Origin of the sequence: Brevibacillus sp. FSL L8-0520, assembly GCF_037963895.1 — a bacterium.
Taxonomy (GTDB): domain Bacteria; phylum Bacillota; class Bacilli; order Brevibacillales; family Brevibacillaceae; genus Brevibacillus; species Brevibacillus borstelensis.
The window spans coordinates 3,749,523-3,771,890 of the sequence record NZ_CP150171.1 but is presented as its reverse complement, the minus strand read 5'-3'; the positions used below and the strand labels follow the sequence as shown (position 1 = coordinate 3,771,890).

Genomic DNA, 22,368 nt, shown 5'->3' with positions numbered 1-22,368 from the left:
TTTATGAAAACACTATGAAAACCATAAAATGGGGAAAGTGAGGGTGTGTGATGCCGGTAACTATCTATGACGTGGCTCGGGAAGCAGGGGTCTCCATGGCGACAGTGTCCCGAGTCGTTAACGGAAATCCGAACGTAAAACCGCTGACAAGGAAAAAGGTCTTGGCTGCCATTGAGCGCCTCGGATACCGTCCCAATGCAGTCGCACGCGGTTTGGCGAGCAAGAAGACAACTACGGTCGGTGTCATCATTCCGGATATCTCCAGTTTGTTCTTTTCCGAATTGGCACGCGGGATCGAAGACATCGCGACGATGTACAAATACAATATTATTTTGTGCAACTCTGACCAGCGCCTGGAGAAAGAGCTTCAATTGATCAACACCCTGTTGGAAAAGCAGGTGGACGGGTTGTTGTTCATGGGAGCGGAGATTAAAGAGGATCACCTGCAAGCTCTGACTTCTTCCTCCGTCCCTACGGTGCTGGCAGCTACGAGAGACGCCGACAACACGCTGCCTTCGGTCACGATCGATCACTTCCAGGCTGCTTACGATGCCACCAAGGAATTGATCGACCACGGACATGAGCGGATCGCCATGATTACCGGGCCGATGAACGACCCGCTTGGCGGCTTGATGCGCTATCAGGGCTACAAGCGTGCGCTCGAAGATGCGGGTCTGCCGGTTGATGACGCATTGGTCACGCAAGGCAATCTGTTTTATGAGTCCGGCTTGCAGGCAACAGGCCAATTCCTCACACTGGAGAAACGGCCTACGGCTGTGTTTGCGGCCAACGATGAGATGGCCATCGGGGCAATTCACGCGGCGCAGGATGCCGGCCTGAACGTTCCCGAAGACCTCGAGGTGATCGGTCACGACAACATTCGATTGGTCGAAATGGTGCGTCCTCGCCTGACCTCGGTCGTACAGCCGATGTATGATATCGGTGCCGTTGCGATGCGACTGCTCACCAAATACATGAACAACGAACAAGTCGACGAGCATGTCGTTTTGCTGCCGCACCGGATTGAGTATCGGGAAAGCACCAGGCCGCGAGTGACAGCTACGAGCTAAGGCTGCATCACTGCAGCAAGAGGAGGACAGCAATGAGAATCGGAATAATCGGCGCCATGGATGAAGAAATCGCCTTGTACATGGAGAACATGACAGGGACGACTGCTTCTGAAAAGGCGGGGATCACATATTACGAAGGCGAATGGGAAGGCAGTACAATCGTCCTGTGCAAATCAGGCGTGGGAAAAGTAAACGCTGCTGTTACCACGCAAATCCTGATCGACCAGTACAAGGTGGACAGCGTCATTTTTACCGGGGTAGCGGGCGCGCTGCATCCGGAGCTGAACATCGGCGACATTGTCGTTTCGACAGACTGTATCCAGCATGATATCGATGTGACGCCGCTCGGGTTTGCGCCAGGGCAAATTCCGTTTACGGAGAAATCCGTCTGGGAGGCAGACCCGGGCTTGATCCATCTGGCAGTCAAAGCGGGCAAGGAGCTCGAAGCCGGTGTTCAAGTCACGACCGGCCGTATCCTCTCCGGCGACCAGTTCGTGGCCGACCGCGAAAAGGTACAGCAGCTCCATCAGCAGTTTGGTGCCCATTGCACCGAGATGGAGGGGGCTGCGGTCGGACAAGTATGCTCGATGAACGGCATTCCCTTTGTCGTCGTTCGGTCGATGTCGGATAAGGCAGATGGCTCTGCACACGTCAATTTTCCGGAGTTTACCAAGCTAGCATCCGAGCGCTCCTACTCTATGGTCCAGCGTATGCTGAGAGCGATGACACCCGCAGTCATCGTGTACTCGACGAAAAACTGCATCGACTGCGATATGGTGAAAAATTGGCTGACCGCGAAGGGACTTGCCTTTGAGGTGCGCGATGTCATGACCAGCCGGACGTTCCAGGAGGAAGTAGAACGTTTTGGCTTCATGGGAGTGCCGGTCACCGTGGTCGGGGACAAGGCAGTAAAAGGCTTCCAGCCAGCAGAGCTGGAAAAATTGGTGGACGGACGTTCATAATCGTTTCGACAGTGAAAAAACCGGTCTCTGAGAGGCCGGTTTTTTGTATATGCGAAGGTGAAATTCCTCATTATTCTTGCGATTTGGTCAAATTCAGTCTCCATCTGTGATCGGCGCGTACATTTTGGCTCTCTCCAGCGTCACCCGATTTTTCTCGGTGATTTCGGCTCGGCGGGGGATCGGCGGAAACGGGGTGTCGAACAGCCTGTCCGGAAGCTTTTCTTCACTCAGAGGCTGCCAGCGGGCAAGCCAATTAACCGGCAAAGGCCCGTCTGCAAGTGGTTGATCGCTCATCTCGCTCCACAACAAGGTCCAGGCCCTGGGAACGACCCGCCAGATATCATAGCCGCCGCCGCCGACTGCGATCCATTTTCCGTCGCAATACTCATGGGCGAGTTGATGGGCCAGACGCGGGATTTCCTGATAAATCCTCATGGAGCAGGAAAGGTGCGTAAGCGGATCGTAAGCATGGGCGTCACAGCCGTTTTGTGTCAGAATGACATCCGGTTGAAAGCCTCTGGCCAGCTTCGGAAGCAAATCCCGATAAACATCGAGGAACGAATCGTCCTCTGTAAACGCATCCAAAGGGACGTTTACCGAATAGCCGTATCCGCTTCCATCTCCGCGTTCCGTCAGGTTGCCGGTACCGGGAAACAAGTACTTTCCCGTTTCGTGAATCGAGACGGTCAGGACGTTGGGATCGTCGTAAAAAGCCCATTGCACCCCGTCGCCATGATGGGCGTCCGTGTCGATATAGAGGACGCGCGCATTCCAATGCTTGCGCATATAAGCGATTGCCACGGAGCAGTCGTTGTAGATGCAAAACCCGGAAGCCCGGCCGCGGAAAGCGTGGTGCAGACCGCCAGCGGGATTGAACGCATGCTCGGCACGGCCGGTCATGACAGCGTCTACCGCTTGCAGCGTACCGCCGACGATCCGGGCGGAAGCTTCATGCATTTGCGGAAAACAGGGAACATCCTCCGTCCCCAGACCATAGCTGGCTGCTGCAGGCAGTTCTTTGTCGCTATGTCCCTGTTCGCGAACAAAATCGATGTAGCGCCGGTCGTGCACCAGCGCCAGTTCATCATCCGTGGCCATCCGCGGAGGCAGGATATCGGCGTCAGTCAGTAAGCCATAAGCGCTCATCAGATCATGGGTCAACAGAAGACGGCGCTGGTTGAAAGGGTGTTCATCATTGAAGTAATACTGGGTGTAGTCCGGAGAGTAGATCAGACGAGCGTTGCGGCTCAATGGCTGGTCCCTCCTTCCCCGGGCGCGATGACGGTGAAGCCATGGTCGCGCAGCTTTTGGACGATCGGGCGGGGGTCAATGGTTTGAGCGCGAAAGACGAGACTTTTCTTCGCCGGCTTGGACCCGGGGAAAACGACGATGCTGGATACATTGACCTGGGCTTCCCGGAACACCTGGCTTACTTCCGCAAGCATTCCCACGCGGTCGTCCACCTCCACCTCGATGTGCGAGCTCGGCTTGTTTACGCCAAAAAGCTCGATCAAGCTGTTGAACAAATCCGATTCCGTGATGATGCCAACCAAGCGGTTTCCTTCCACGACGGGAAGCGACCCAACTTTGGATTCGTAGATCTGCACGGCCGCATCCTCGATGAAATCCAGCGGATGGGCAGTGAGGACCTGGCGCTTCATAATCTCGGAAACGGGCTTGCCAAAAATGGTCTCGTCGTCTTTTTTCGGCAACAGAATGGAAGGGAGGGCTTCCCGCAGGTCGCGGTCGGAAAGAATGCCGACGAGACGTTCCTGTTCTACTACGGGCAGGTGTCGAATCTTATTTTCACGGAGCAGCTGCAAGGCTTCGCCGATCGTGGTCGTCGGACTTGCGGTGATGACCTGTCTACGCATAATGCTTTCGATACGCATGAAAGATTATCTCTCCATTCGTAATTGAGATCAAAGCTGACAGAATCTCGTAAAGCAGTGATGCCAGGAGCTAAAATAAGAAACGATTCTGAAACCGCATGGCGTCAAAGGCAGCCACGCTCTCCGGCGGGACGCGCTTGCCGATGCGGGCCATCAAACAGTTTGCCGGATGCGAGCAGATTTCCGGATCATCCGTAGCCATCCAGACCATTCCGGCGCTGCCCATCACTTTCTCCATCACTTTACGGTACTGCCACACATCTAGGCCGGTTCCTTTCAAATCCCAATGCCAGTAGTACTCCGTCGTAATGACGATATAATCCTCCAACGCGTCATCCGAGAAAGCCACCTCCAGCAGGGCTTTGGCCACGCCTCCCGCACGGATGCTCTGGCTCACTTCAATCGCTCCGAGCTCCAGCAGATCAGGGAGCCTGGCCTGGGACCACCTCTCCATCGGGTCCGGATAGAGAAAGGTAGCATAACCGAGCACGAGATCCCCGTCCCGGACGAGTACGATGCGACCTTCAGGCAGTGCCGCGATCTCCACCAGCGCTTTGTGCTGTTCTTCCGGTATCCGAAACGCCTTCAGGCCATCGTCAAATCGCATAGCCGCCAAACGATCCGCTGGAACGGGGCCCTCCACCAGCAGGCTTTTGCCGTTTATTGCGACATGCTTGGAGTAGTATCTCTTGATGTGTTCCATTCGGTCACCTCCCGTAGTAGGAAAACAGAGATGGCAAGCAAGCTACCATCTCTGTTGTGTGTTTCTCATCTCTAGCTGTATTCAGTTTAGTTCGCTGTTACGCTGTTGGATTGTGACGATTCTCCGTAACTATTTACGGCTGTGACATAGTATGAGCCGGCCACATCTCCGGATTTGTTGATATAGCTGGTACCCGTCACCGTGTCGATCAAAAGGAATCCGCTCGCAGGATCGGGACTGTAGTACACGTTGTAGGCAATGACCTGTTCACTGCTGCGGTTTGCCTTCCATTGCAGCTTCCAACCATCGGACGAGGTGGACATCGTCAAGGATTGGGGAGCAGAGGGCGGAGCATTGGAAGGCTGCTGGCCACCATTGCCTTCGTTCGTCTCGCCGGTTGGCGGTACCTGTACATCCGGCGGAATAGCATCAGGCTGTCCGATACCGTTTGGCGGCACGGGAACCTCCCATGTACCGGCAGAGGAGTCGGCAGAAGCGATCGCAGAAGGCGATGATTCTTGTCCGCTGATATCCACAGATGTGATGTAGTACCCGTTCAAGCCGCTGCCGCCTGCGTCTGTATAGGTAACGATTGCAGGATCCTTGACGGTAGCGATCTGCACGAAGCCCACTTGCGGATCGGCCCGATAGACCCGATAGCCGAGGAGATCAGCTTCTCCGCCGGATTGCCAGCTGAGAACCGTCTGATTGCCCGATTTGGAAGCCTTGACGTTGCTCGGCGGAGCGGGCGGACCACCCGTTTCCGTCCGGGGGTCTTCTTTCTCAGGCAGCCGCTGATCCCAATCCGGCGGCTTGGCTGAAGTCTTCCTGTTCTTGTCCGTGACCTCGAGCACTTGCTTGCCGTCTGGTGCCGGGTCTGGTGAACGGAAGAAAATTCCTTCTGTCACGAAATCGTCCGGCGTCCCTTCCTTGGCCAGATAGCGGACATTGTTGTATTCAACGATTCGTGCCCGTTGATGGGCATCGTCCACTTTTGTCGGGACAAACTGGCGATTAAACAGATCGGTTATCAGATGCCCGGCTTCTTTCGACAGCTCGCTCGGCAAAAGGCCCGACTTGCTGTCTATCGTAGCGCTGACGATCCCGGCCGGTTTTTTGAAAGTGGCATCCGGCGGCGACAGCTCGGGATACTTTTCGCCGATTTCTTTAATGATTTTGCCCCAGACGACCATCGGCACGTACTTGTCCTTGTCAGGCATCGGATACGGCTCATCGTAGCCGACCCATACGCCCAAGGAGACCTCAGGGGTATACCCGACAAACCAGAGGTCATTGGAATTGTTGGTCGTTCCCGTCTTGCCTGCTACATCTACCTTGCGCGGCACGTATTTGCGAATGTGGTTGCCCGTCCCGGCATTGACGACGGTGCGGAGCATATCAGTGATCAGGTATGCTGTTTGTTCACTGTACACCTGCACGGGCTGGCTTTCGTGACGATAGACGATTTTGCCCTGGCTGTCCTCGATCCGGTCGATGAGGTAGGCATCGACAAACGAACCGTGATTCGCAAAGGTAGCATAAGCATTGGTAATTTCTTCGACAGTCAAACCGTAGCTCAGACCGCCGATAACCCCAGTGGCTGCGTAATTGTCATTTTCCACCAGTGTGGTTACGCCCATTTTTTTTACGTACTCCAGAGCGGTCGGGATTCCGACTTTCAGGTAAGTCTTGATCGCCGGGATATTCCACGATTGGCGCAGCGCTTCTCTGGCGCTTACCACGCCCTGGTATTTGTTGTTCCAGTTCATGGGCATGTGCGATCCGTTGCGCCCGTCAGCGAGGACGAGCGGCGAGTCGTCGATCGGTGATCCAGGCTGCAGGATTCCCAGCTCAAAGGCGGGGGCATAGGCAGCCAAAGGCTTCATCGCCGACCCCGGTTGACGCGGAGCAGTCGCGTGATTGGTCTGCTCTACCTTGAAGTCGCGCCCCCCGATCATCCCCAGAATGGCGCCGGTTTTGTTGTGGATGAGCATTGCACCCACTTCTTCCAGCGCGTTTTCAATCTTTTCTGTCTTCCCGTTGGAACGGCGGATGGTGTAGGTCCGGTTTTGGCCGAAATTTTTCGGATCGGCTGCGATTTGCTGCATGAACTTGTATACATCCTTGTGAATCGTGGTATATACCTTGTAGCCCCGTGTCAGGATGTCGCGCCGTTTTTCTTCGACCAACTGGCGGTATTCATTGCGGCCGACTGTTTCCTTGTCGCGCCCTTTTTCTTTCAGATCGGCATCCACCAGTGCCCGTGCTGCGCGTTCCTCGATGTCCATCATCAGGAACGGGACCTCCCTGTAGGCCTGCTTTGTGGGCGCGGCCAGGCGGGGAGTGAGATCAGTCTTGAGGGCCTCGTCGAACTGTGCCTGTGTTATGTAGCCGTTCTCCTGCATGCGCTCGAGCACCATTTTCTGGCGGTCCTTGCCGCGCTGGTATCCTTCGCTCGTAAACGGTGTATACATCCCGGGGTTTTGAATCATTCCCGCCAGGTAAGAGGCCTCTGCCAAATCGAGGTCCTTCACATCCTTGTTGAAAATCCCTTTGGCAGCTGCCTGAACGCCGTAAACAACAGAGCCGTTCACGTTTTTGCCGAGATAGATTTCATTCAGGTAGGCTTCCAGAATCTGATCCTTGGAAAACATGCGCTCGATGCGGATCGCGGTGAAGATTTCGCGAACCTTCCGGGAATGGCTTACTTCCTGGGAGAGGATCGTGTTTTTGACCAGCTGTTGGGTGAGCGTGCTGCCTCCGGTTACGACCGGCTGGTTGGTAAAGTCCTGATAGGCTCCCCGCAGCGTGGATTGCAAGACCACTCCTTTGTGGTGAAAGAAATTTTTGTCTTCCGTCGCAATGACCGCATTGATCAGATGAGGCGATACTTCCGACTTTTTCACCAAACGCCGGTCGCCCTCGGCTGCACGGAGCGGACCGATCAGCGTACCGTCATTGTAGTAGGCAAAGCCGGTCAAATAGTTGGTGAAAATTTTCTCGGCCAACTCTGCTTTGCTGCGTACAGGCTCGTCCTTCACAAGGGCGGCAACGTAGCCTGCCAGAATTCCTCCTGCCAAAACGCCACCCATGAGTCCTAAGAGAAACAGGCCCGAGACGATCAGCGTCACCATTCGTCTGCGGCCTCGTCGGCGTTTTTTCTTTGTCGATTCAGAGGAAGAAGTGTGGTTGTTCGACATGATCTACGACCCCCTAGCATCCTGATTATACCATAGGAGGAACCGCGAGGATAGCGGGTCTGAGTTGACACCGTCGGGGCGTTATGCCAAAATAGCCTTATAATTTTTTGCGAGTAAAATGCAAAACAGCGTCGAACGGCGACAGTAGCAAGTGACAAGCGGATGAAAGGGAAAGTGGCATGGATCAGCCGGACGAAAGTGGCGGAGGATTCGGGCCGATTCCTGCAGAGAGCTGGTGGTCGGTGAAAATCAGCCCCTTGCACGTTGCGAATTACACGTCGGGAGCTTGCCGGTTATGCCGGACGGTGCAGGCCGTTATCCTGTATTCGAGCGGAAAAAATGAGCATTCTTCATTTTTTCAACTAGGGTGGTACCGCGGGTTCAATCTCGTCCCTATTTTGGGGCGGGATTTTTTTGTTTTTCACAAACTTATTTGAATAGGAGCTGTAACAGTGATGAGCAGTGAGCAAATCAATCAAACCAACGAAAAATTCACGCTGACGGAAGCGCAAAAGCAAGAGGTGGAGCGTCAGCTGGCGATCATTCGCCGCGGCGCGATGGAGATCATCCCGGAGGAGGACCTGCGCCGCAAGCTGGAGCGTTTCGTCGTTACGGGCCAGCCGCTGAAGGTGAAGCTCGGGCTCGATCCGTCCGCCCCTGACATTCACGTGGGCCATACGGTTGTCCTGCAAAAAATGCGCCAGTTCCAGGAGCTGGGCCATACGATCCAGCTCGTGATCGGCGACTTTACCGGCCGGATTGGCGACCCCACCGGAAAATCCGAGACCCGCAAACCGCTCACCGAGGAACAAGTAAAGGAAAACGCGAGAAGCTATGTGGAGCAATTCGGAAAGGTGCTCGATGCCAGCCGTGTCGAGGTCAACTACAATTCCAGCTGGCTGGCTCCGCTGACATTCTCCGAGGTTGTGGAACTGGCAGCCAAGACGACGGTTGCCCGCATGCTGGAGCGGGATGATTTTGAAAAACGGTACAAAAGTGAACAGCCGATTTCCCTGCATGAATTTTTTTACCCGCTGATGCAGGGATACGATTCCGTAGCGCTTCAAAGCGACGTCGAGCTGGGCGGTACGGACCAGAAGTTCAACCTTTTGATGGGACGCAACCTGCAAAAGGAATACGGTCAGGAACAGCAAGTGATTCTGACGATGCCGCTCCTTGAGGGCCTGGACGGCGTGCAAAAAATGTCCAAAAGCTTGGGGAACTACATCGGCGTCAACGAACCGGCCAACGAAATATACGGGAAAGCGATGTCTGTGCCGGATGAGCTCATGCTTCGCTACTACGAGCTGGCTACGGACATGAGCAATGAGGATCTGGAGGCGCTCCGGGCAGGGCTGGCAGACGGCAGCGTTCACCCGCGCGATGCGAAAATGAATCTCGCCAAGACCTTTGTCCGGATGTACCACGGAGAGGAAGCGGCGGAAGCGGCGGAGAACTACTTCAAAACCGTATTCCAGCAGCGGGCGCTGCCGACGGACATTCCGGAAGTAAAACTGGACGCAGCCGCGTATGAAAATGGCGAAGCGGGTATCGTCAACCTCGTCTTTGATCTCGGACTGGCAGACTCCAAAGGGGAGGCACGCCGGATGGTTCAGCAAGGAGCTGTCAAAATCAACGAGGAAAAAGTGGCGGACATCAACGCCAGTGTGAAGCTTGCAGACGAGATGGTCGTTCAGGTCGGCAAGCGGAAGTTTGCCAAAGTGAAGCTGGGGTAGTTGAAGCGTATCATAGAATGGTTAGAGAGCTCCTGCGTTGTATTCCAAAGCACAGCGCCGGGGCTTTTTTCTTCGGGTCAGCTAAAACGAGGAATCGGCAAGGTCGCCGTGGAAGAGAAAAAGGGGAGTCCGAAGACTGTCGGAAATGGGAGTGGAAACGCATGGTGAAACGGCTGATCGAAGACTACGCAAATGGAAGTGAAAAGCTCCGCAGGTCCATCCACGGACTGACTACAGAGGAAATGAGCTTCAAGCCGGGGCCGGAAAAATGGAGCATCCACGAGATCATCGTACATATTTGCGATGCGGAGATCGTAGGCGTGCAGCGGATGAAGAAGGTATTGGCAGAAGACCGGCCGCTCCTGACCGGGTATGATCAGGATGCCTGGGCGCGTTCTTTGGGTTATTCGCAGCAGAATGCCGAGCGGGCCTTGCAGTTGTTCCAGTTGCTGCGTGAGGAAATGGCGTCTGTACTGCAGCGGGTGAAGGATGAAGAGTGGGGGAGAGAAGGCATTCACACCGAAGCGGGTCCGCTTTCGCTGCTGCAGTTGTTGGAGCGCTATGTCAACCATGTCCATGACCATCTGGCACAAATTGAGCGGGTAAAAGCGGCATATGCCGCCCGTTAGCCCTTAAATTCGGAAAGCACTTCTGTAAAGGCTGCGGAGAAAACAAAAAGAGCAGGCCAGTAATGGCACTGCTCTTTTTTTATCCGAAAGATTAACGGCTGTAGAACTCAACGATCAGAACTTCGTTGATTTCAGCAGGCATTTCTTCGCGGTCTGGCAGGCGGTTGAACGTACCTTCCAGTTTGTTGTCGTCGAACGTGATGTAGTTCGGCAGGAAGTTGCGTGCTTCCACAGCATCCTTGATGATTTGCAGGTTGCTGGATTTCTCGCGAACGGAGATCACGTCGCCTGGTTGTACGCGGTAAGAAGGAATGTTAACTTTTTTACCGTTTACCAGGAAGTGGCCGTGGTTAACGAGCTGACGAGCAGCAGGGCGAGTTGGAGCCAGGCCCATGCGGTATACCACGTTATCCAAACGGGATTCCAGCAGTTTCATGAAGTTTTCGCCCAATACGCCAGCCATTTTACCGGCTTGCTCGAATGTGCGGCGGAATTGCTTCTCGCTAACACCAAACATGTGGCGCAGCTTTTGCTTTTCTTGCAGCTGGATACCGTATTCGCTCAGTTTACGACGGTTGTTGTGACCGTGTTGACCTGGAGGAAAGTTGCGTTTAATGTCTTTGCCTGTACCATCCAGGGAAATGCCCAGACGACGAGCCAGTTTGTGACGAGGACCTGTGTAACGTGCCATGTTTTCATTCTCCTTTAAGTTGGATTCGCAGGTGTTTACTTCCGCGAGGCTAGTTTCGTCTTTAGCTACACGAACTTCGGACGGTAGCATTTCCGCATCGTGCTCCTTGGCAGGAGTTCAGCCGCAGCCTGCAAGGGACGAAACTAAGAGGGTCTACCTCCCGTTTTTACCTACAATCAATGCCACCCTGTACACATACAATCAATATTATCTTTTCTTTTAGGAGAATGTCAAGAAAAAATGGGGAGTTGCCTTGTTTGCAGCACGCGGCTGTCTGTCTCTTTTGCCTCTATTTTCTTCTCGCCATGTCCTCTTTCAGTGGCTCTCAGAATCGGGGATTCTCGTCCAGCTTGCTGCGCACCTCCAGGAATCGCGAAAAGGCGATGGCTGCATCGGCCCGGGAAACGGTGTCCTCCGGATGGAATTCCTGGCCGCTTTTCATGATGCCCAGCGAAGTGACAATCACGATGGCCCCACGATTTTTTGACTTGGCGATATCGGTTAGGTCGGACTGGAACATGTCCGAGTAATCCGCCAGCTTGCGATATCCAAGCGCCCGTACCAGCATGTCGGCCAGCTCTTCACGGGTGATTTTCTCGTCCGGCCGCAGCGAGCTTACATTTCTGTCCAGAAGCCCGCGGTCAACCGCAGCCTCTACGGCAGCAAAATACCTGGATGTATTGGCCACATCGGCAAAGCTTGCCTTGCGTTCCAGTGAGATGCCAAACATCCGTCCCTGGTTCAGGCTGATCATCAGCATTTCGATCATTTCACCGCGCGTAATCTCTTTTTCCGGCATAATCTTTCCGTCAACAAGGGAGAGCGCATCGTACTCGTACATCAACAGCAGTTCCTTCTCGGCCTTGTGTCCATCCAGATCGGAAGGCGGAGTGCGATGCAGTTCAATCGTTTTCCCCGTCGCCGTGCTGCGCCATTCCCCGGATAAGGCATCGAGGAAGTACCCTTGCTCAAGCGGAGTGGTCGTCATGCGGTAGACCAGTTTGGCCTTTCGCTCCGGCAGAGGGGCGATTTCGACACCACCCTTTTGTTCCAGCGGTTTTACCGGGAGCTGCTCCAGCATGTAAACAGCTTCCGGCTTCGCTTCTTTCAGCCAGGCTTCTGCTGCTTTGTCGGCTGAGATGTGATCGCCGAGCCGGGATGGATAGCTTTCCCGTCCAAAGTCGAGGTTGAATGACATCAGCTCGCCGCTTTTTTTGTCGTAGATAAGATGGGCCGATCCCGAAGCTGCCGCTATGCCGTTTACCAAGCGGAGGAAGCGTACGGTGTAGGACGTGTCCGGCTGCTGTTCGCCCGTTTCTTCTTGCGGCGGATCGAGATAAAGCCGGTTGGCCCAGGTGGGCGCGAATTTTTTCAAGTCCTCAATCGCTCTCTTTTCGATTGCTTTTGGATTCGTCTCTTGTTTTGTAGCGGCCGCCTTCAGGGTATCAGGCAAATTGGTGTAAAAGCTGTACACATCGCCGGTGATGGCATCGACCGCAGCCGAAGCAAAAACCTGCTTCTCTTTATTTTCAAAATCGAGATTCCAGACTGGCCTGTTGCTGCGGTGGTCGCTTTCGCTGTAATTGGCAGAGCGAAGTGCATAGCCTTTCAGCCCAAATACCTGATCGACCAGAGAGACGGCTGCATCCTGACTGAGCGGTTTTCCGGCATTGCGAGGCGACAACGGCTTGCTGCTGGCCGGAACAGGCTCTTCTTCTGGCTTTGCCGGTTTCAGCTGGGGCGTCAAGAGAGTGCCGTCCGATCCGTCCAGAAACAGTTTGAAGGGATTGTCGTAGGCCAGGATCGGCTTATCCCTGTTTTCCCCTTGGGCTTCCCAAGGCACTACGTAGGACAGTGTGGGCTTCAGCGCTTTTTGGAAAAGCTCGGCCGCCTCTTCGGAAGATATCATTTTGCCAGGGCTTTCAAAGGTGACGTCATCGTTCCAGGAAACCGAGTAATTGGTCACCTTTCCAGAGGAGTCAACGGTAATATCCACAGAGTTGTCCGGGAACGGAATATCGTCCACGAGACGGACAAAGCGAAACGCATAGGAAGCGTCTGCATTCAGCGGAGTTTTTTGCACCGGCTGATCGTCATGGTACAGTCTCGTCTCCTTCCATTTCGACGGAACGTTGGCGGAGAAAAACTCCTCTGCTTTTTTCCGGGCGTCGTCATACGAAATGCGGTTGGCGTAATCAGGCTTGGATGCGTTCCTGTTGTACGATGAAAAGGACGTCAATTCTCCCGTGTCGGCGTTGATGCCCACACTGTAGGAGTGTTCGATTTCCGCATCGTTCTTTGATTTTTTTACCCAGTAAAACGTCCATTCCGGAAATGCCCGCCAGGGATCGGCAGAGCGGAAGGAGACGTTGTTGAGCTCCAGGCCGGCGGTCGAGACAAATTTGCCGGCAATTTTCATAGCCGCGTCTTTCGAGATTTTTGCCTTGCCTGATTGCGCCGAAGCAGGCTGGCCAGCCGACCCTTTGGAAGCAGGCATGGCAGGAGAGGCTGCGCTGGCCGCGTTTGCGTCTGCGGGCAAAGCTGCTCTCGTCTCCCCGTAAGCAAGCGACCCGGGAGCCAGCAGGCTGGCGGTCAAGAGAATCGATCCGGAACGGACCAACAGTGTTTTCATAATTTATCCCCCCAAGTTGTATCTGACATCTTGCCACTACAACATCTGACGCAGGGAAGAGAAGCGGCGTTTCAATAGATTGGAAGAAAAACAAACGGAGGAGGGGAAAAATGGGAATTTTGTCCTGGTGCAAAAGCGAATCGTTATGGAATTGCAAACATTCATCTTATATAATAAATAAAGAGTTGTGAATACAAGCAGTACGGCTGAGGAGGAAACGCATTGCATACTGTCATCTACCTCGTTCGCCACGGAGAAACAGATTGGAATCTGGCTCGCCGAATTCAAGGCCACAGTGATATTGCCCTTAATGAATCAGGGAGGAGCCAGGCTCAGAAGGTAGGTGTCCGCTTTCGCGGTGAGACGATTCACGCCGTTTACGCCAGTGATTTGGCCCGCGCACGGGAAACAGCCCAGTGCATCGCCGAGAATGTCGGCTGCACCGTTTCCACTCTGACTACCTTGCGCGAGCGTTGCTATGGAGAGTGGGAAGGGCTGACCTATGAAGAAATCAAGGTCCGTTTTGCAAATATGGACGAGACAGCGTGTGGAATAGAGACGTTTGAGGATATGCAGCAGCGCGCGGCTGCCGCGTTGACCGAACTGGCCGACCGCCATGCGGGAAAAGCGATTGTCGTCGTTTCTCACGGCGGGCTGATTAACAGCTTCCTGCACGGTGTGACAGGCGGCCAGCAGGGAACAGGAATCACCCGAATCGACAATACGGGGATCAACGTGTTTCATTACGTTGACCGGCGATGGGAAGTAGTTACAGTAAATGATACGGACCATTTGGAAGACTGACAAAAAGTGGAGAGAGGGAGTATTGCGTGTCAAGTAAAATGTTGGGGAAGTTGGAAACGGTCTTTTCCTACATGGCCCACTTCATGCTGCTATCCTGGCCGGAAAAGCGCCCGGGCATTCTATTCTTGACAGATTCAGCCGGAATCCTGGTATCGTTCATGGAAATGCAGGTCGGCCAATCCTGGAATCCCAACAAACTCTGCCTCCAGGCGGGCAATAAGCTCATCGACGAACCCCACTCTCCTGTCTCCCAAGCGTTGCGTACAGGAGAGATTTCCGTACAGAAATCCGGAGACGGCGATTTGGTTTGGGGAGCGTTTCCGTTAAAGGAGCATGACGGCCGTATCAGAGCGGTGATTGGCATGGTCGCGCCTCAACAGGAGATCGAGTTCGAGCTGGCTTCGTACATGAGGGGGCTGGAAGCGTTGATTCGGATGGGCTATGACGCATATATTCAGCATGCGACGAGCGACATCATCATGAAGCTGAACCGCCATGAGAGTACGAAGGACCTGCTGGAATGCTTGATTCATCAAATTGCCGAAATCATCCAAAAAGGCAGCGTATCCGCTGTAAAGCTGACCGAGGTCGGCACCCTGATCGTGCCGGAGTATTTTACGACGCAGGCAGTGGATGGAAAGGGATGCCACATTACGCAGTTGGCTGCGCGTTTTGCGGGAGTGCCGCTGACCCCCTCGGTGGAGGATGGCTATCGCACCGTCATCCTGCCGATTACTTGTGAAGGAAGACCGCTGTACGCCCTGTTTTTACATCTATCTCCCGAAGAACGAGAAACGTATGACGAGCGGGACGTAGCATTTCTGCAAGAGGTAGGCGAAAAGGCGAGCTACGCCCTCAAAAGAACGATGGTAGCCGACGACTTGCGAAGGGATGCGAGCAAAAAAGATCTGCTCTATCAATTGATGACCAAGATCCAGGCGTCAATCGATGTAAATGACGTACTGAACGAAATCATCAGCAGCATCCGATCCTTGTATCCGCACGCCGTTGTTGACCTGTTCCTCACCGTCGAAACGAATGCGACGACACCGGTTAAGCCGCTCTCCTTCCAAGACGAGGATTGTTCCACAAGCACACGCGCCTATCTGGAAGGAAGCCTGGTCATGGACTACGAGGAGCGGGATGGAGTCACGGTAGCCGTGCTTGCCGCACCACTGCTAGGCAAACAGGGCATTTACGGGGTATTGCAGTTGACTACGGACAGGACCGTTTTCTTAAGTCCACATGAGACGGAGTATATCTCGATTTTGGCTGAGACGGCGGGAAAAGCTTTTGAAAACGCCCAGTTGTATCAGCAATCCCGCAATCTTATCAGAGAATTGCGTTTGATTAATGAGATGGCCAGACAGCTGAATCGAAGTCTGAATTTGCAGGAAATCCTCGACTTTGTAACCAAGATGCTGCTGGAGACCTTTTCTACCGAATTTTGCGCCATTTTACGCAAGGAGCAGGGAAAGGAAACCTTTGAAGTGATTTCTTCTTCCCATCCCGAGTGTCAGGGGCGGATTATCCAAGCCGGAGAAAAGCCGATTTCCGAAATACTATCAAGCAAGCAGGCCCTGCTGCTCGTACAACCTGGCTCCGGGCCGCTGTCCTTCTCCTTGCTGCCTTGTTCATCCGTGACGCCGATTGCGTCCCTGATGGGTGTTCCGCTGGTCGTTGAAGGCGAACTGGGAGGCGTCCTGATCGTTGCTGATTCTCGCCATCATTTCTTTAGTTTTGACGATTATAAGCTTTTGGAAATTTTCGGACAGCACGCCAGTTTAGCCATGACCAATGCCATGCTGCATAACGAAGTGGAGCGGATGGTCATCACAGACAATTTGACCGGGCTGTACACGCGGCGCTATCTGAATGAACGCGTCCGGGCCTCTCTCGAAAAGGATGGCTTTGGCTCGTTGATTCTGATGGATATTGACTATTTTAAAGTCGTCAATGATACATACGGCCATCAGGTAGGGGATGAGGTTTTGATCCAGGTCGCCAATCAGATCAAAAGCCATATCAGGGAAAGCGACATCCCCGCGCGCTGGGGAGGAGAAGAGCTGGCGGTCTATCTGCCCCGGGTAGACAAGCTCACTGCACAAGCGATCGCAGAGAGGATTCGCTCTTTTGTTGAAAAAGAGACTTCTCCAAAAGTTACGATCTCTTGCGGTCTGGCCAAGTGGAGCAAGGAACGAAACAGCGATATCAGTGTGGAGTCCCTGTTTTATCAGGCGGATATCGCTTTATACGAGGCAAAAAACAAAGGGAGAAACCAGGTTATATTAGCGTAGGAGCCGTCTGGGCTCTTTTCTTTTGGAGAGACGACGGGAAACAGGAGGGCTACAATGACGACAGAACGTCCAAACAGACAAGCGGCGGAGGTGGCAAAGGGGGTCTATTTATTGGAAATCCCCACCCCGTTTTCCGTTGGTCCGGTGAATCTATACGTGATCAAGGGAGAGCGTCTGACTTTGGTTGACACAGGTCCGCTGACGGATGAGGCGTGGGAGACTTTCGTAGCGGGTCTGAAGTCAATCGGCATCCGACCGGAAGAGATCGAGCAAATCGTCCTGACGCATCATCACGTGGATCATTGCGGACAACTGGAGCGGATTCGCCGGGTATCGGGCGCATCTACTCTCGCTCATCCGCTGGCCATTCCGTATGTAGAGATGGACGAGGACTTTTTATCCTTTCACGACCGCTTTTTTTATGATCTGTACAAAGAGAGCGGCGTACCGAACGACAAGCTGATCATCATTCAAAAGTACCAAAAGCTGATGATGACCTTCTCGGAGCGAAGCCGCATTGATGTACCGCTCAAGCACGAACAAACCGTTCCCGGCCTTCCCGGGTGGCGCGTTTTATACACGCCGGGCCACTCCCAAAGCCATCTTTCCCTGTACAGGGCGGAAGATCGGGTCATGATCGCAGGCGATCACATCATCAAGCGAATCTCGTCCAATGCGTTTATCGAACCGCCCCGCGATCAGTCGGCGGCGCGTCCGCTGACCCTCGTCCAGTATCGGACTGCTCTGCAGATGTGCGCGGATATGGAGATTGATTTGGCATTGTCCGGACACGGGGAGCCGGTTGTGGGCCACCGCGAGCTGATCTTGCAGCGCCTGCAGAGAAATTGGGAGCGGACCGATATGCTGCGGCACTTGCTCGCTGAAGGGGAAAAGACCGCGTATGAGCTGACCGCCATGCTATTCCCCATCCTGTATGAAAAGGAACTCCCTTTGACGCTATCCGAGACGTTGGGACATATTGATTTGCTGACGATCCTGCATCAAGTGGAATGCAGAAAAAAAGAGGGGGTTCTCTATTACTCGTTGTGAGTGAATGAAGGTAAAGGGACGCTCTCCGGCTGCCGGATCTCTCAAGCAGAATATCAAGCAGAATAAGCCTTTTCTTCCTCGGAAACCCTAATGGCGACGAAGAGGAGGGACGAAGATGCGCAAAGGATGGAGCATCGTGATGCTTGCCCTGCTTTGTGGAGGCCTGACCGGCTGCAATCAGATGGGGGTCAAGCAAAATGCGGATTCCGCTTTTGAACAGGTCCGTGACCGTTTTTCAGAGCAGCAGGCTTTTGCTTTTCACGGCACGACCAAGCTCGTGACAGGCGATACCGCCAACGGCAACGTAGTCAGTTTTTCCGGACGCAAAACAGGCGATGACATGCTGATGAGAGTCGATTTTGCCGTTCCCGAGCAAAAACAGGCGAAAAGCGTGTCGCTGCTGAGCAAAAATGAACAGATTTACGTTCGGACAGAAGGAAGCGCCGGTTGGAAAAATACAAGCGGCCAAGACACGGTCTTTCGCCAGGAAATGAACAACTGGGATCCAGTGTTCGCTATGGAGCAGATCAATCAAATGAAGAAAAGCGTACTGCCCCTGCAGGATCGCGCCCCAGAGGATGACATCGAAGCAGTGCGGATTTTGATGGACTCGACGAAACTGAAAAGCTGGCTGGCGGAGCAGATGAAAAGTCAGGCGAGCGCCCGGACCCAGTCTCATGCCGGCGGCGCTGCTGTCTTGCAGACAGAGGCAATTCACCAGCCTCGTTTGAAATACGCGTTGACGCTCTCGGACGGAACATGGAACCGGCCGCGGACGGGAGCCACGATACAGGCGACCGAACCGCCAGTGGACGAGATCATTGACCAGATGGAGCTGGAAGCGGAATACACCATTTACTACAACAAAAATACGAAGCTCCCGACCAACATGACGATGTCCATACGCTCGGAATACGATATGAATGACCAGCGAGTCCGCGAGTATACGCAGGTGGAGACATACCTCCAAAACTACGGACAGGCCATTCCGGTACCAGACCCGACTGCGGCGGGGGCCACAGGGTAATTGGCTTTATGCGGGCAGCTTTCCGTATACGTTCACTCTTGTGCAAGAAGGGAGAGTGGACGTTTTTTTATGCGGACAAAAAGATATTCAGCCGGTAGTGTCATACGATCGCAGCTGTTGCAATAGGGATGGCATAGTTTAGCTCGCCACCGCCTTCGGGAATATCGTATGTAACGATTGACGGGACTTCAGCGTATTTCTTCATGGAAAAGCTTTTGGTCCTTTCCTTCGAGGTTGAAAATCTTGTGCCCTCTGCTCTATAAGGACTGCGAAAAGAAGGGCGGCAGGGAAAGTGTGACCAACCAGAACTGTCGGATAAATCGTTGTAGTGCATGCAGGTTTCCTCTGTCATACTTTTATCATACTTGAAATTTCTGCAGGAGGAATCCTGGAAAACTTTGTCGAACTACTAACAAGACTATCTTTTTATGGCGAATGGTCTGTAAAATGAAGTAAGATACCTCCTCTGCGACCTTCATCGGAATGGCGGAGCGAGGAAAGGGGCAGGCAGAATGGACCAGACCAAATTGCGCATTTTGTCTGCAGCAGCAACCCTTTTTGACCAAAAGGGGTACCATGGAACCAGTGTCAGACAAATTGCTGAAGCAGCCGAAGTGAATGCCGCCCTGATTTCGTATCACTTCAAAGGGAAACAGGGTGTTCTCGAAAGGCTGATTTCTTACTACTTTGAAACCTTGTTTCAACAGCTGGAACAGCTCGAGGAGAGCGAGAAAGACCTTCTCCCGATGGAAAGACTGGAAGGGGTCATCCGGCTTTATGTCACATTTCAAAGCGAGCACGCGGCAACGACAAGGCTGATCCAGCGAGAGCTGAGCGTGGAGTCGATGTTGGCCCGTGAAGTGATGACGCTGTATATTAGCCGCTGGAAACACGGAATCGCAAAACCGATCGAAGAAGGGATTGCGGCCGGCGTTTTTATGCCTGTGTCTGTGGAACACGTCCTCTTGATGACAGCAAGCCAATTGATATATCCTTTTCTCCATCCCCAAACAGTGCGGGAGGTTTACTATCTGGAGCCTGCTTCGGCAGAATTTGCAGAGTGGCTGCTTGCCGAAATCATGCGTTCTTTGCATGGATGGCTCTGTTTGCCTTACAATCAGCAAAAGTAAAAACAGCTTTGCCTACAGGGAATTTTGACGCTAAGGGGTTGTCCTAACCGTGAAGAAGAAATGGATCCTGCTCTGCCTTGCAGGAATGATGTTATATAGCCAAGCGGCATTGGCCGCGCCTTTCCCGGATAAAACGGATGCAGTCGTACAGGACGCAGGAAAATATACGAAACCAGAGGATCAGAAGAAACTTACAGAGGCAATCAAGCAGCTGCCGGGTACATACAAGGTCGTCGTCGTCGAAAGCACGCAGCCAGAGGCGCAAAGCCCAGACGAGTATGCACAGAAGCTGTACGACAACTACAATTTGCCGGAAGATGCGATGATGATTGTGCTGGATATCAATACCGAACAGCTCGGTGTTTATGCCGGTCCTGCGCTCCAGGCGAAGGGTGCCAGCATGACGATGCTGCATGACAAGGTGACGGCTTACTATGAGCCCTTTCGGAATCAAAAGGATTACTTGTCCGGCATCCAGACGTTTCTCGATGAGGTTGCCGCTGAACTAGACAGACAGCAAAATCAAACGCAGCCTGCCAATAACCCTGCTGCAGATGAAAGCACGCAGGAGGAAAAAGCCGAAAAGCCTGCTTGGGCCAAGCTTCCTTGGTGGTTGTACGCCATTGGGGCCGTCTTTGCAGCTTTGTCTGTCGGTCTGATCTACGCGATGATCAGACGCCGGGCCATTTTTGCCCAAGTGGATGATGTAGAGGATTGGAAAGACGAGCTTGTCGAGAAAATCAACGTAATGGAGATGGACAAGCCGCTTCGCCGGGCTTCCGGAAAGACGGAAGAGAAGTACATGTTCCTGGCAGACCGCAAAGAAAATCTGCTGCGAAATCGCATACCGGATGTCGATATGATGATACTTGACGCGGAGGAAGCATGCGACCGCTTCCGCTTCAAGCTGGCCTTGGGACTGCTGGACGAGGCGAGAGAGACGTTGACCTCCATCGAGCAGGAGCTCAATGACTTAAAACAAGACACCGTCAAAGTGGTAACGACAAAAAAAGAAAGCAAGCTCGCTATCCCGGAAATCGGCAAACAACTGGAGCAGGTGGAGCGCCGCCTGTCCGATCTGCGTCTGGAGTACGGATTGTCGTTCCATGAGCTCAAGGCCGGACTGGATGAGGCCTACGCCATTCGCACCCGAATTAAAGAAGTGCGGGCAGACGGCGACGATGTCGCTGCGTACGATCTTACCTTGAAAGCGCAAAAGATTTTGGGCAGGATCACAGATGCGATCGATAGCATTCCGAAATGGAACGAGCGTATCCGCAAAGAGCTTCCCGAAGAGTACCGCCAGTTGGAGGAAGGAATTGCACAAGCGGCAAGGGACGGATACGATTTGAACCGAAGTGTGCTGGACAACTCTCTCCTGCAGGCAAAGCAGCTCATGATGGCTGCCAAGGCTGCTTTGGAGGAAGGGAATCTGGAGATGCTGGAGACCCACGTGAAGGCATTTGAGGTTCTGCTTGACTCGACCTGTCAAAGTATCGAAGAGGCCATCCTGACCGAGCGAAATGGAGCCGCCTCCGCTCAAGTGGCAGCGGCTGCTTCCCCGACTGCTTACCCGGCTGAAGCAGAGTCGATGGAACCGGAGATTATCGGTTTTGACATAGAGAGATCTGCTGTCTCTACTGGTCACCAAGAGAAGGCCGGCCAAGAGAATACGATCGAAGAACATTCAGAGAGGGAAGGCAGTACACAAGCGGCTCCTCCAATCAGCCAGGAAGCACTTGAGACGATGGCTGCAGCAGCACCTTCTGTCGAACCGGATGTGGCCCGTTTGCAAACGGAGCCGGAGATCATCGGTCAGGTTTTGCCTCCGGTACAAGAGATGCGGGAAGAACGGCCTTTTGCAGGGGCTGCCAATGAAATAAGCGGCGCGGAGCGGGCAGAGCTGTTGAACAGTGCCGTTGACAGGAAAAAGGACAACGCCGCAGCTCCCAAGCGTCAAGAACCGGACTATGACGAGGACGACGAGGAATACGAGCTCGTGATCCCGAAAATGGCTTCGGATTGGCAGGAAGAAGAAGCGGAAGAAGAGGCGGAGCGCCTGGTGATCGAGACCGAAGACGAGGCGTTGGATGAGCTGGAACGCATCTCCAATGCATTGGTCCGGATTCGCCAGCAGATTAAGCGAAGCTATTTGCCGGGTGTACCGGAGCATTTGAAGTACTTGTTTGAAGACATTGTGCAAATTTTGGCCCGCATCCAGGCAGTTATGGAAACGTATCGCTATGACATCGAGGAAGTCGCGATGCTGATCAACGATGCCAATGAGTTGCTGCTGGAAACGGAGCGTTTGGCCGAGCGGACGATTTCCGACTGCCAGCAGGCGGAGGGGGCCATCCAGTACACCAATCGCTACAGAAGGCAAAATCGGCAGGTAAACGAACTTTTGACAAAGGCCGAACAGGCATTTCGCCAGCTGTTGTTTGCCGAAGCGTTCCAATTGGCTGAAGAAGCCCGCCTGATCGTGGAAGGCGATCCGGAAGAGACGGAAACGCGCTGGCTGCTGCGGCGCAAGAAGAAGGGGTGA

16 protein-coding genes are annotated in these 22,368 nt (G+C 53.6%); 10 read left to right on the top strand and 6 right to left on the bottom strand.

The window, feature by feature from the left end; all coding sequences use genetic code 11:
* Positions 1-50 precede the first annotated feature (50 nt).
* Both ccpA and NSQ24_RS18885 read left to right on the top strand, forming a co-directional pair.
* The gene (ccpA, locus tag NSQ24_RS18890) at positions 51-1,070 is read left to right on the top strand and encodes a catabolite control protein A (protein ID WP_024982866.1); all 1,020 of its coding nucleotides are present in this window, start codon (positions 51-53) and stop codon (positions 1,068-1,070) included.
* 32 nt (positions 1,071-1,102) lie between these two features.
* Positions 1,103-2,032 (top strand): 5'-methylthioadenosine/adenosylhomocysteine nucleosidase, encoded by a 930-nt coding sequence (locus NSQ24_RS18885; protein WP_003389172.1) that lies wholly within the window; start codon positions 1,103-1,105, stop codon positions 2,030-2,032.
* Between the two features lie 93 nt (positions 2,033-2,125).
* On the opposite strand, the gene NSQ24_RS18880 is transcribed toward NSQ24_RS18885, so the two are convergent.
* The 4 genes from NSQ24_RS18880 to NSQ24_RS18865 all read right to left on the bottom strand — a co-directional run bounded on the left by NSQ24_RS18880 (position 2,126) and on the right by NSQ24_RS18865 (position 7,827).
* Complete coding sequence (locus NSQ24_RS18880; protein WP_003389174.1) at positions 2,126-3,283, bottom strand: acetoin utilization protein AcuC; 1,158 nt, start codon at positions 3,281-3,283, stop codon at positions 2,126-2,128.
* Complete coding sequence (locus NSQ24_RS18875) at positions 3,280-3,924, bottom strand: CBS and ACT domain-containing protein (RefSeq protein ID WP_003389175.1); 645 nt, start codon at positions 3,922-3,924, stop codon at positions 3,280-3,282. The genes NSQ24_RS18880 and NSQ24_RS18875 overlap by 4 nt, the downstream gene beginning before the upstream one ends.
* A 70-nt stretch (positions 3,925-3,994) precedes the next feature.
* Complete coding sequence (locus tag NSQ24_RS18870; protein WP_003389176.1) at positions 3,995-4,627, bottom strand: hypothetical protein; 633 nt, start codon at positions 4,625-4,627, stop codon at positions 3,995-3,997.
* 86 nt (positions 4,628-4,713) lie between these two features.
* The gene (locus NSQ24_RS18865; protein WP_003389177.1) at positions 4,714-7,827 is read right to left on the bottom strand and encodes a penicillin-binding protein 1A; all 3,114 of its coding nucleotides are present in this window, start codon (positions 7,825-7,827) and stop codon (positions 4,714-4,716) included.
* A gap of 455 nt (positions 7,828-8,282) precedes the next feature.
* Between NSQ24_RS18865 and tyrS the strand changes: the two genes are divergently transcribed.
* Both tyrS and NSQ24_RS18855 read left to right on the top strand, forming a co-directional pair.
* Complete coding sequence (tyrS, locus tag NSQ24_RS18860) at positions 8,283-9,563, top strand: tyrosine--tRNA ligase (RefSeq protein ID WP_003389179.1); 1,281 nt, start codon at positions 8,283-8,285, stop codon at positions 9,561-9,563.
* Positions 9,564-9,724: 161 nt separating this feature from the next.
* Entirely contained in the window at positions 9,725-10,192 is a 468-nt protein-coding gene (locus NSQ24_RS18855) for a DinB family protein (protein WP_003389180.1), read from the top strand.
* Between the two features lie 91 nt (positions 10,193-10,283).
* Here NSQ24_RS18855 and rpsD read toward each other — a convergent pair whose 3' ends face one another.
* Together rpsD and NSQ24_RS18845 are read right to left on the bottom strand one after the other, a co-directional pair.
* Positions 10,284-10,883 carry a 30S ribosomal protein S4 gene (rpsD, locus tag NSQ24_RS18850; protein ID WP_003389184.1) on the bottom strand — a complete coding sequence of 200 codons (600 nt, stop codon included), beginning with the start codon at positions 10,881-10,883 and terminating at the stop codon, positions 10,284-10,286.
* Between the two features lie 325 nt (positions 10,884-11,208).
* Entirely contained in the window at positions 11,209-13,515 is a 2,307-nt protein-coding gene (locus tag NSQ24_RS18845; protein ID WP_031933112.1) for an S-layer homology domain-containing protein, read from the bottom strand.
* Between the two features lie 222 nt (positions 13,516-13,737).
* On the opposite strand from NSQ24_RS18845, the gene NSQ24_RS18840 reads away from it, so the two are divergent.
* The 6 genes from NSQ24_RS18840 (at position 13,738) to NSQ24_RS18815 (ending at position 22,368) form a co-directional block, all read left to right on the top strand.
* Positions 13,738-14,319 (top strand): histidine phosphatase family protein, encoded by a 582-nt coding sequence (locus NSQ24_RS18840; RefSeq protein WP_003389186.1) that lies wholly within the window; start codon positions 13,738-13,740, stop codon positions 14,317-14,319.
* A gap of 26 nt (positions 14,320-14,345) precedes the next feature.
* Complete coding sequence (locus NSQ24_RS18835) at positions 14,346-16,616, top strand: diguanylate cyclase (RefSeq protein WP_227277971.1); 2,271 nt, start codon at positions 14,346-14,348, stop codon at positions 16,614-16,616.
* 54 nt (positions 16,617-16,670) lie between these two features.
* Positions 16,671-17,666 carry an MBL fold metallo-hydrolase gene (locus tag NSQ24_RS18830; RefSeq protein ID WP_031933111.1) on the top strand — a complete coding sequence of 332 codons (996 nt, stop codon included), beginning with the start codon at positions 16,671-16,673 and terminating at the stop codon, positions 17,664-17,666.
* Between the two features lie 115 nt (positions 17,667-17,781).
* On the top strand, positions 17,782-18,693 hold the full coding sequence (locus NSQ24_RS18825) for a hypothetical protein (RefSeq protein WP_031933110.1): 912 nt from the start codon (positions 17,782-17,784) through the stop codon (positions 18,691-18,693).
* Positions 18,694-19,205: 512 nt separating this feature from the next.
* A complete protein-coding gene (gene refZ, locus NSQ24_RS18820; protein ID WP_024982858.1) occupies positions 19,206-19,823 on the top strand; it encodes a forespore capture DNA-binding protein RefZ in 618 nt (205 codons plus the stop codon).
* Positions 19,824-19,872: 49 nt separating this feature from the next.
* Positions 19,873-22,368, top strand: a complete 2,496-nt coding sequence (locus tag NSQ24_RS18815) for a septation ring formation regulator EzrA (RefSeq protein WP_339166365.1) — start codon at positions 19,873-19,875, stop codon at positions 22,366-22,368.

Excerpts from the sequence above, each read along its gene's own strand:
- ccpA (WP_024982866.1), top strand. The coding sequence starts at position 51 with ATGCCGGTAACTATCTATGACGTGGCTCGGGAAGCAGGGGTCTCCATG.
- NSQ24_RS18885 (WP_003389172.1), top strand. The coding sequence starts at position 1,103 with ATGAGAATCGGAATAATCGGCGCCATGGATGAAGAAATCGCCTTGTAC.
- NSQ24_RS18875 (WP_003389175.1), bottom strand. The coding sequence starts at position 3,924 with ATGCGTATCGAAAGCATTATGCGTAGACAGGTCATCACCGCAAGTCCG.
- NSQ24_RS18870 (WP_003389176.1), bottom strand. The coding sequence starts at position 4,627 with ATGGAACACATCAAGAGATACTACTCCAAGCATGTCGCAATAAACGGC.
- NSQ24_RS18865 (WP_003389177.1), bottom strand. The coding sequence starts at position 7,827 with ATGTCGAACAACCACACTTCTTCCTCTGAATCGACAAAGAAAAAACGC.
- tyrS (WP_003389179.1), top strand. The coding sequence starts at position 8,283 with ATGAGCAGTGAGCAAATCAATCAAACCAACGAAAAATTCACGCTGACG.
- NSQ24_RS18855 (WP_003389180.1), top strand. The coding sequence starts at position 9,725 with ATGGTGAAACGGCTGATCGAAGACTACGCAAATGGAAGTGAAAAGCTC.
- rpsD (WP_003389184.1), bottom strand. The coding sequence starts at position 10,883 with ATGGCACGTTACACAGGTCCTCGTCACAAACTGGCTCGTCGTCTGGGC.
- NSQ24_RS18845 (WP_031933112.1), bottom strand. The coding sequence starts at position 13,515 with ATGAAAACACTGTTGGTCCGTTCCGGATCGATTCTCTTGACCGCCAGC.
- NSQ24_RS18830 (WP_031933111.1), top strand. The coding sequence starts at position 16,671 with ATGACGACAGAACGTCCAAACAGACAAGCGGCGGAGGTGGCAAAGGGG.
- NSQ24_RS18825 (WP_031933110.1), top strand. The coding sequence starts at position 17,782 with ATGCGCAAAGGATGGAGCATCGTGATGCTTGCCCTGCTTTGTGGAGGC.
- refZ (WP_024982858.1), top strand. The coding sequence starts at position 19,206 with ATGGACCAGACCAAATTGCGCATTTTGTCTGCAGCAGCAACCCTTTTT.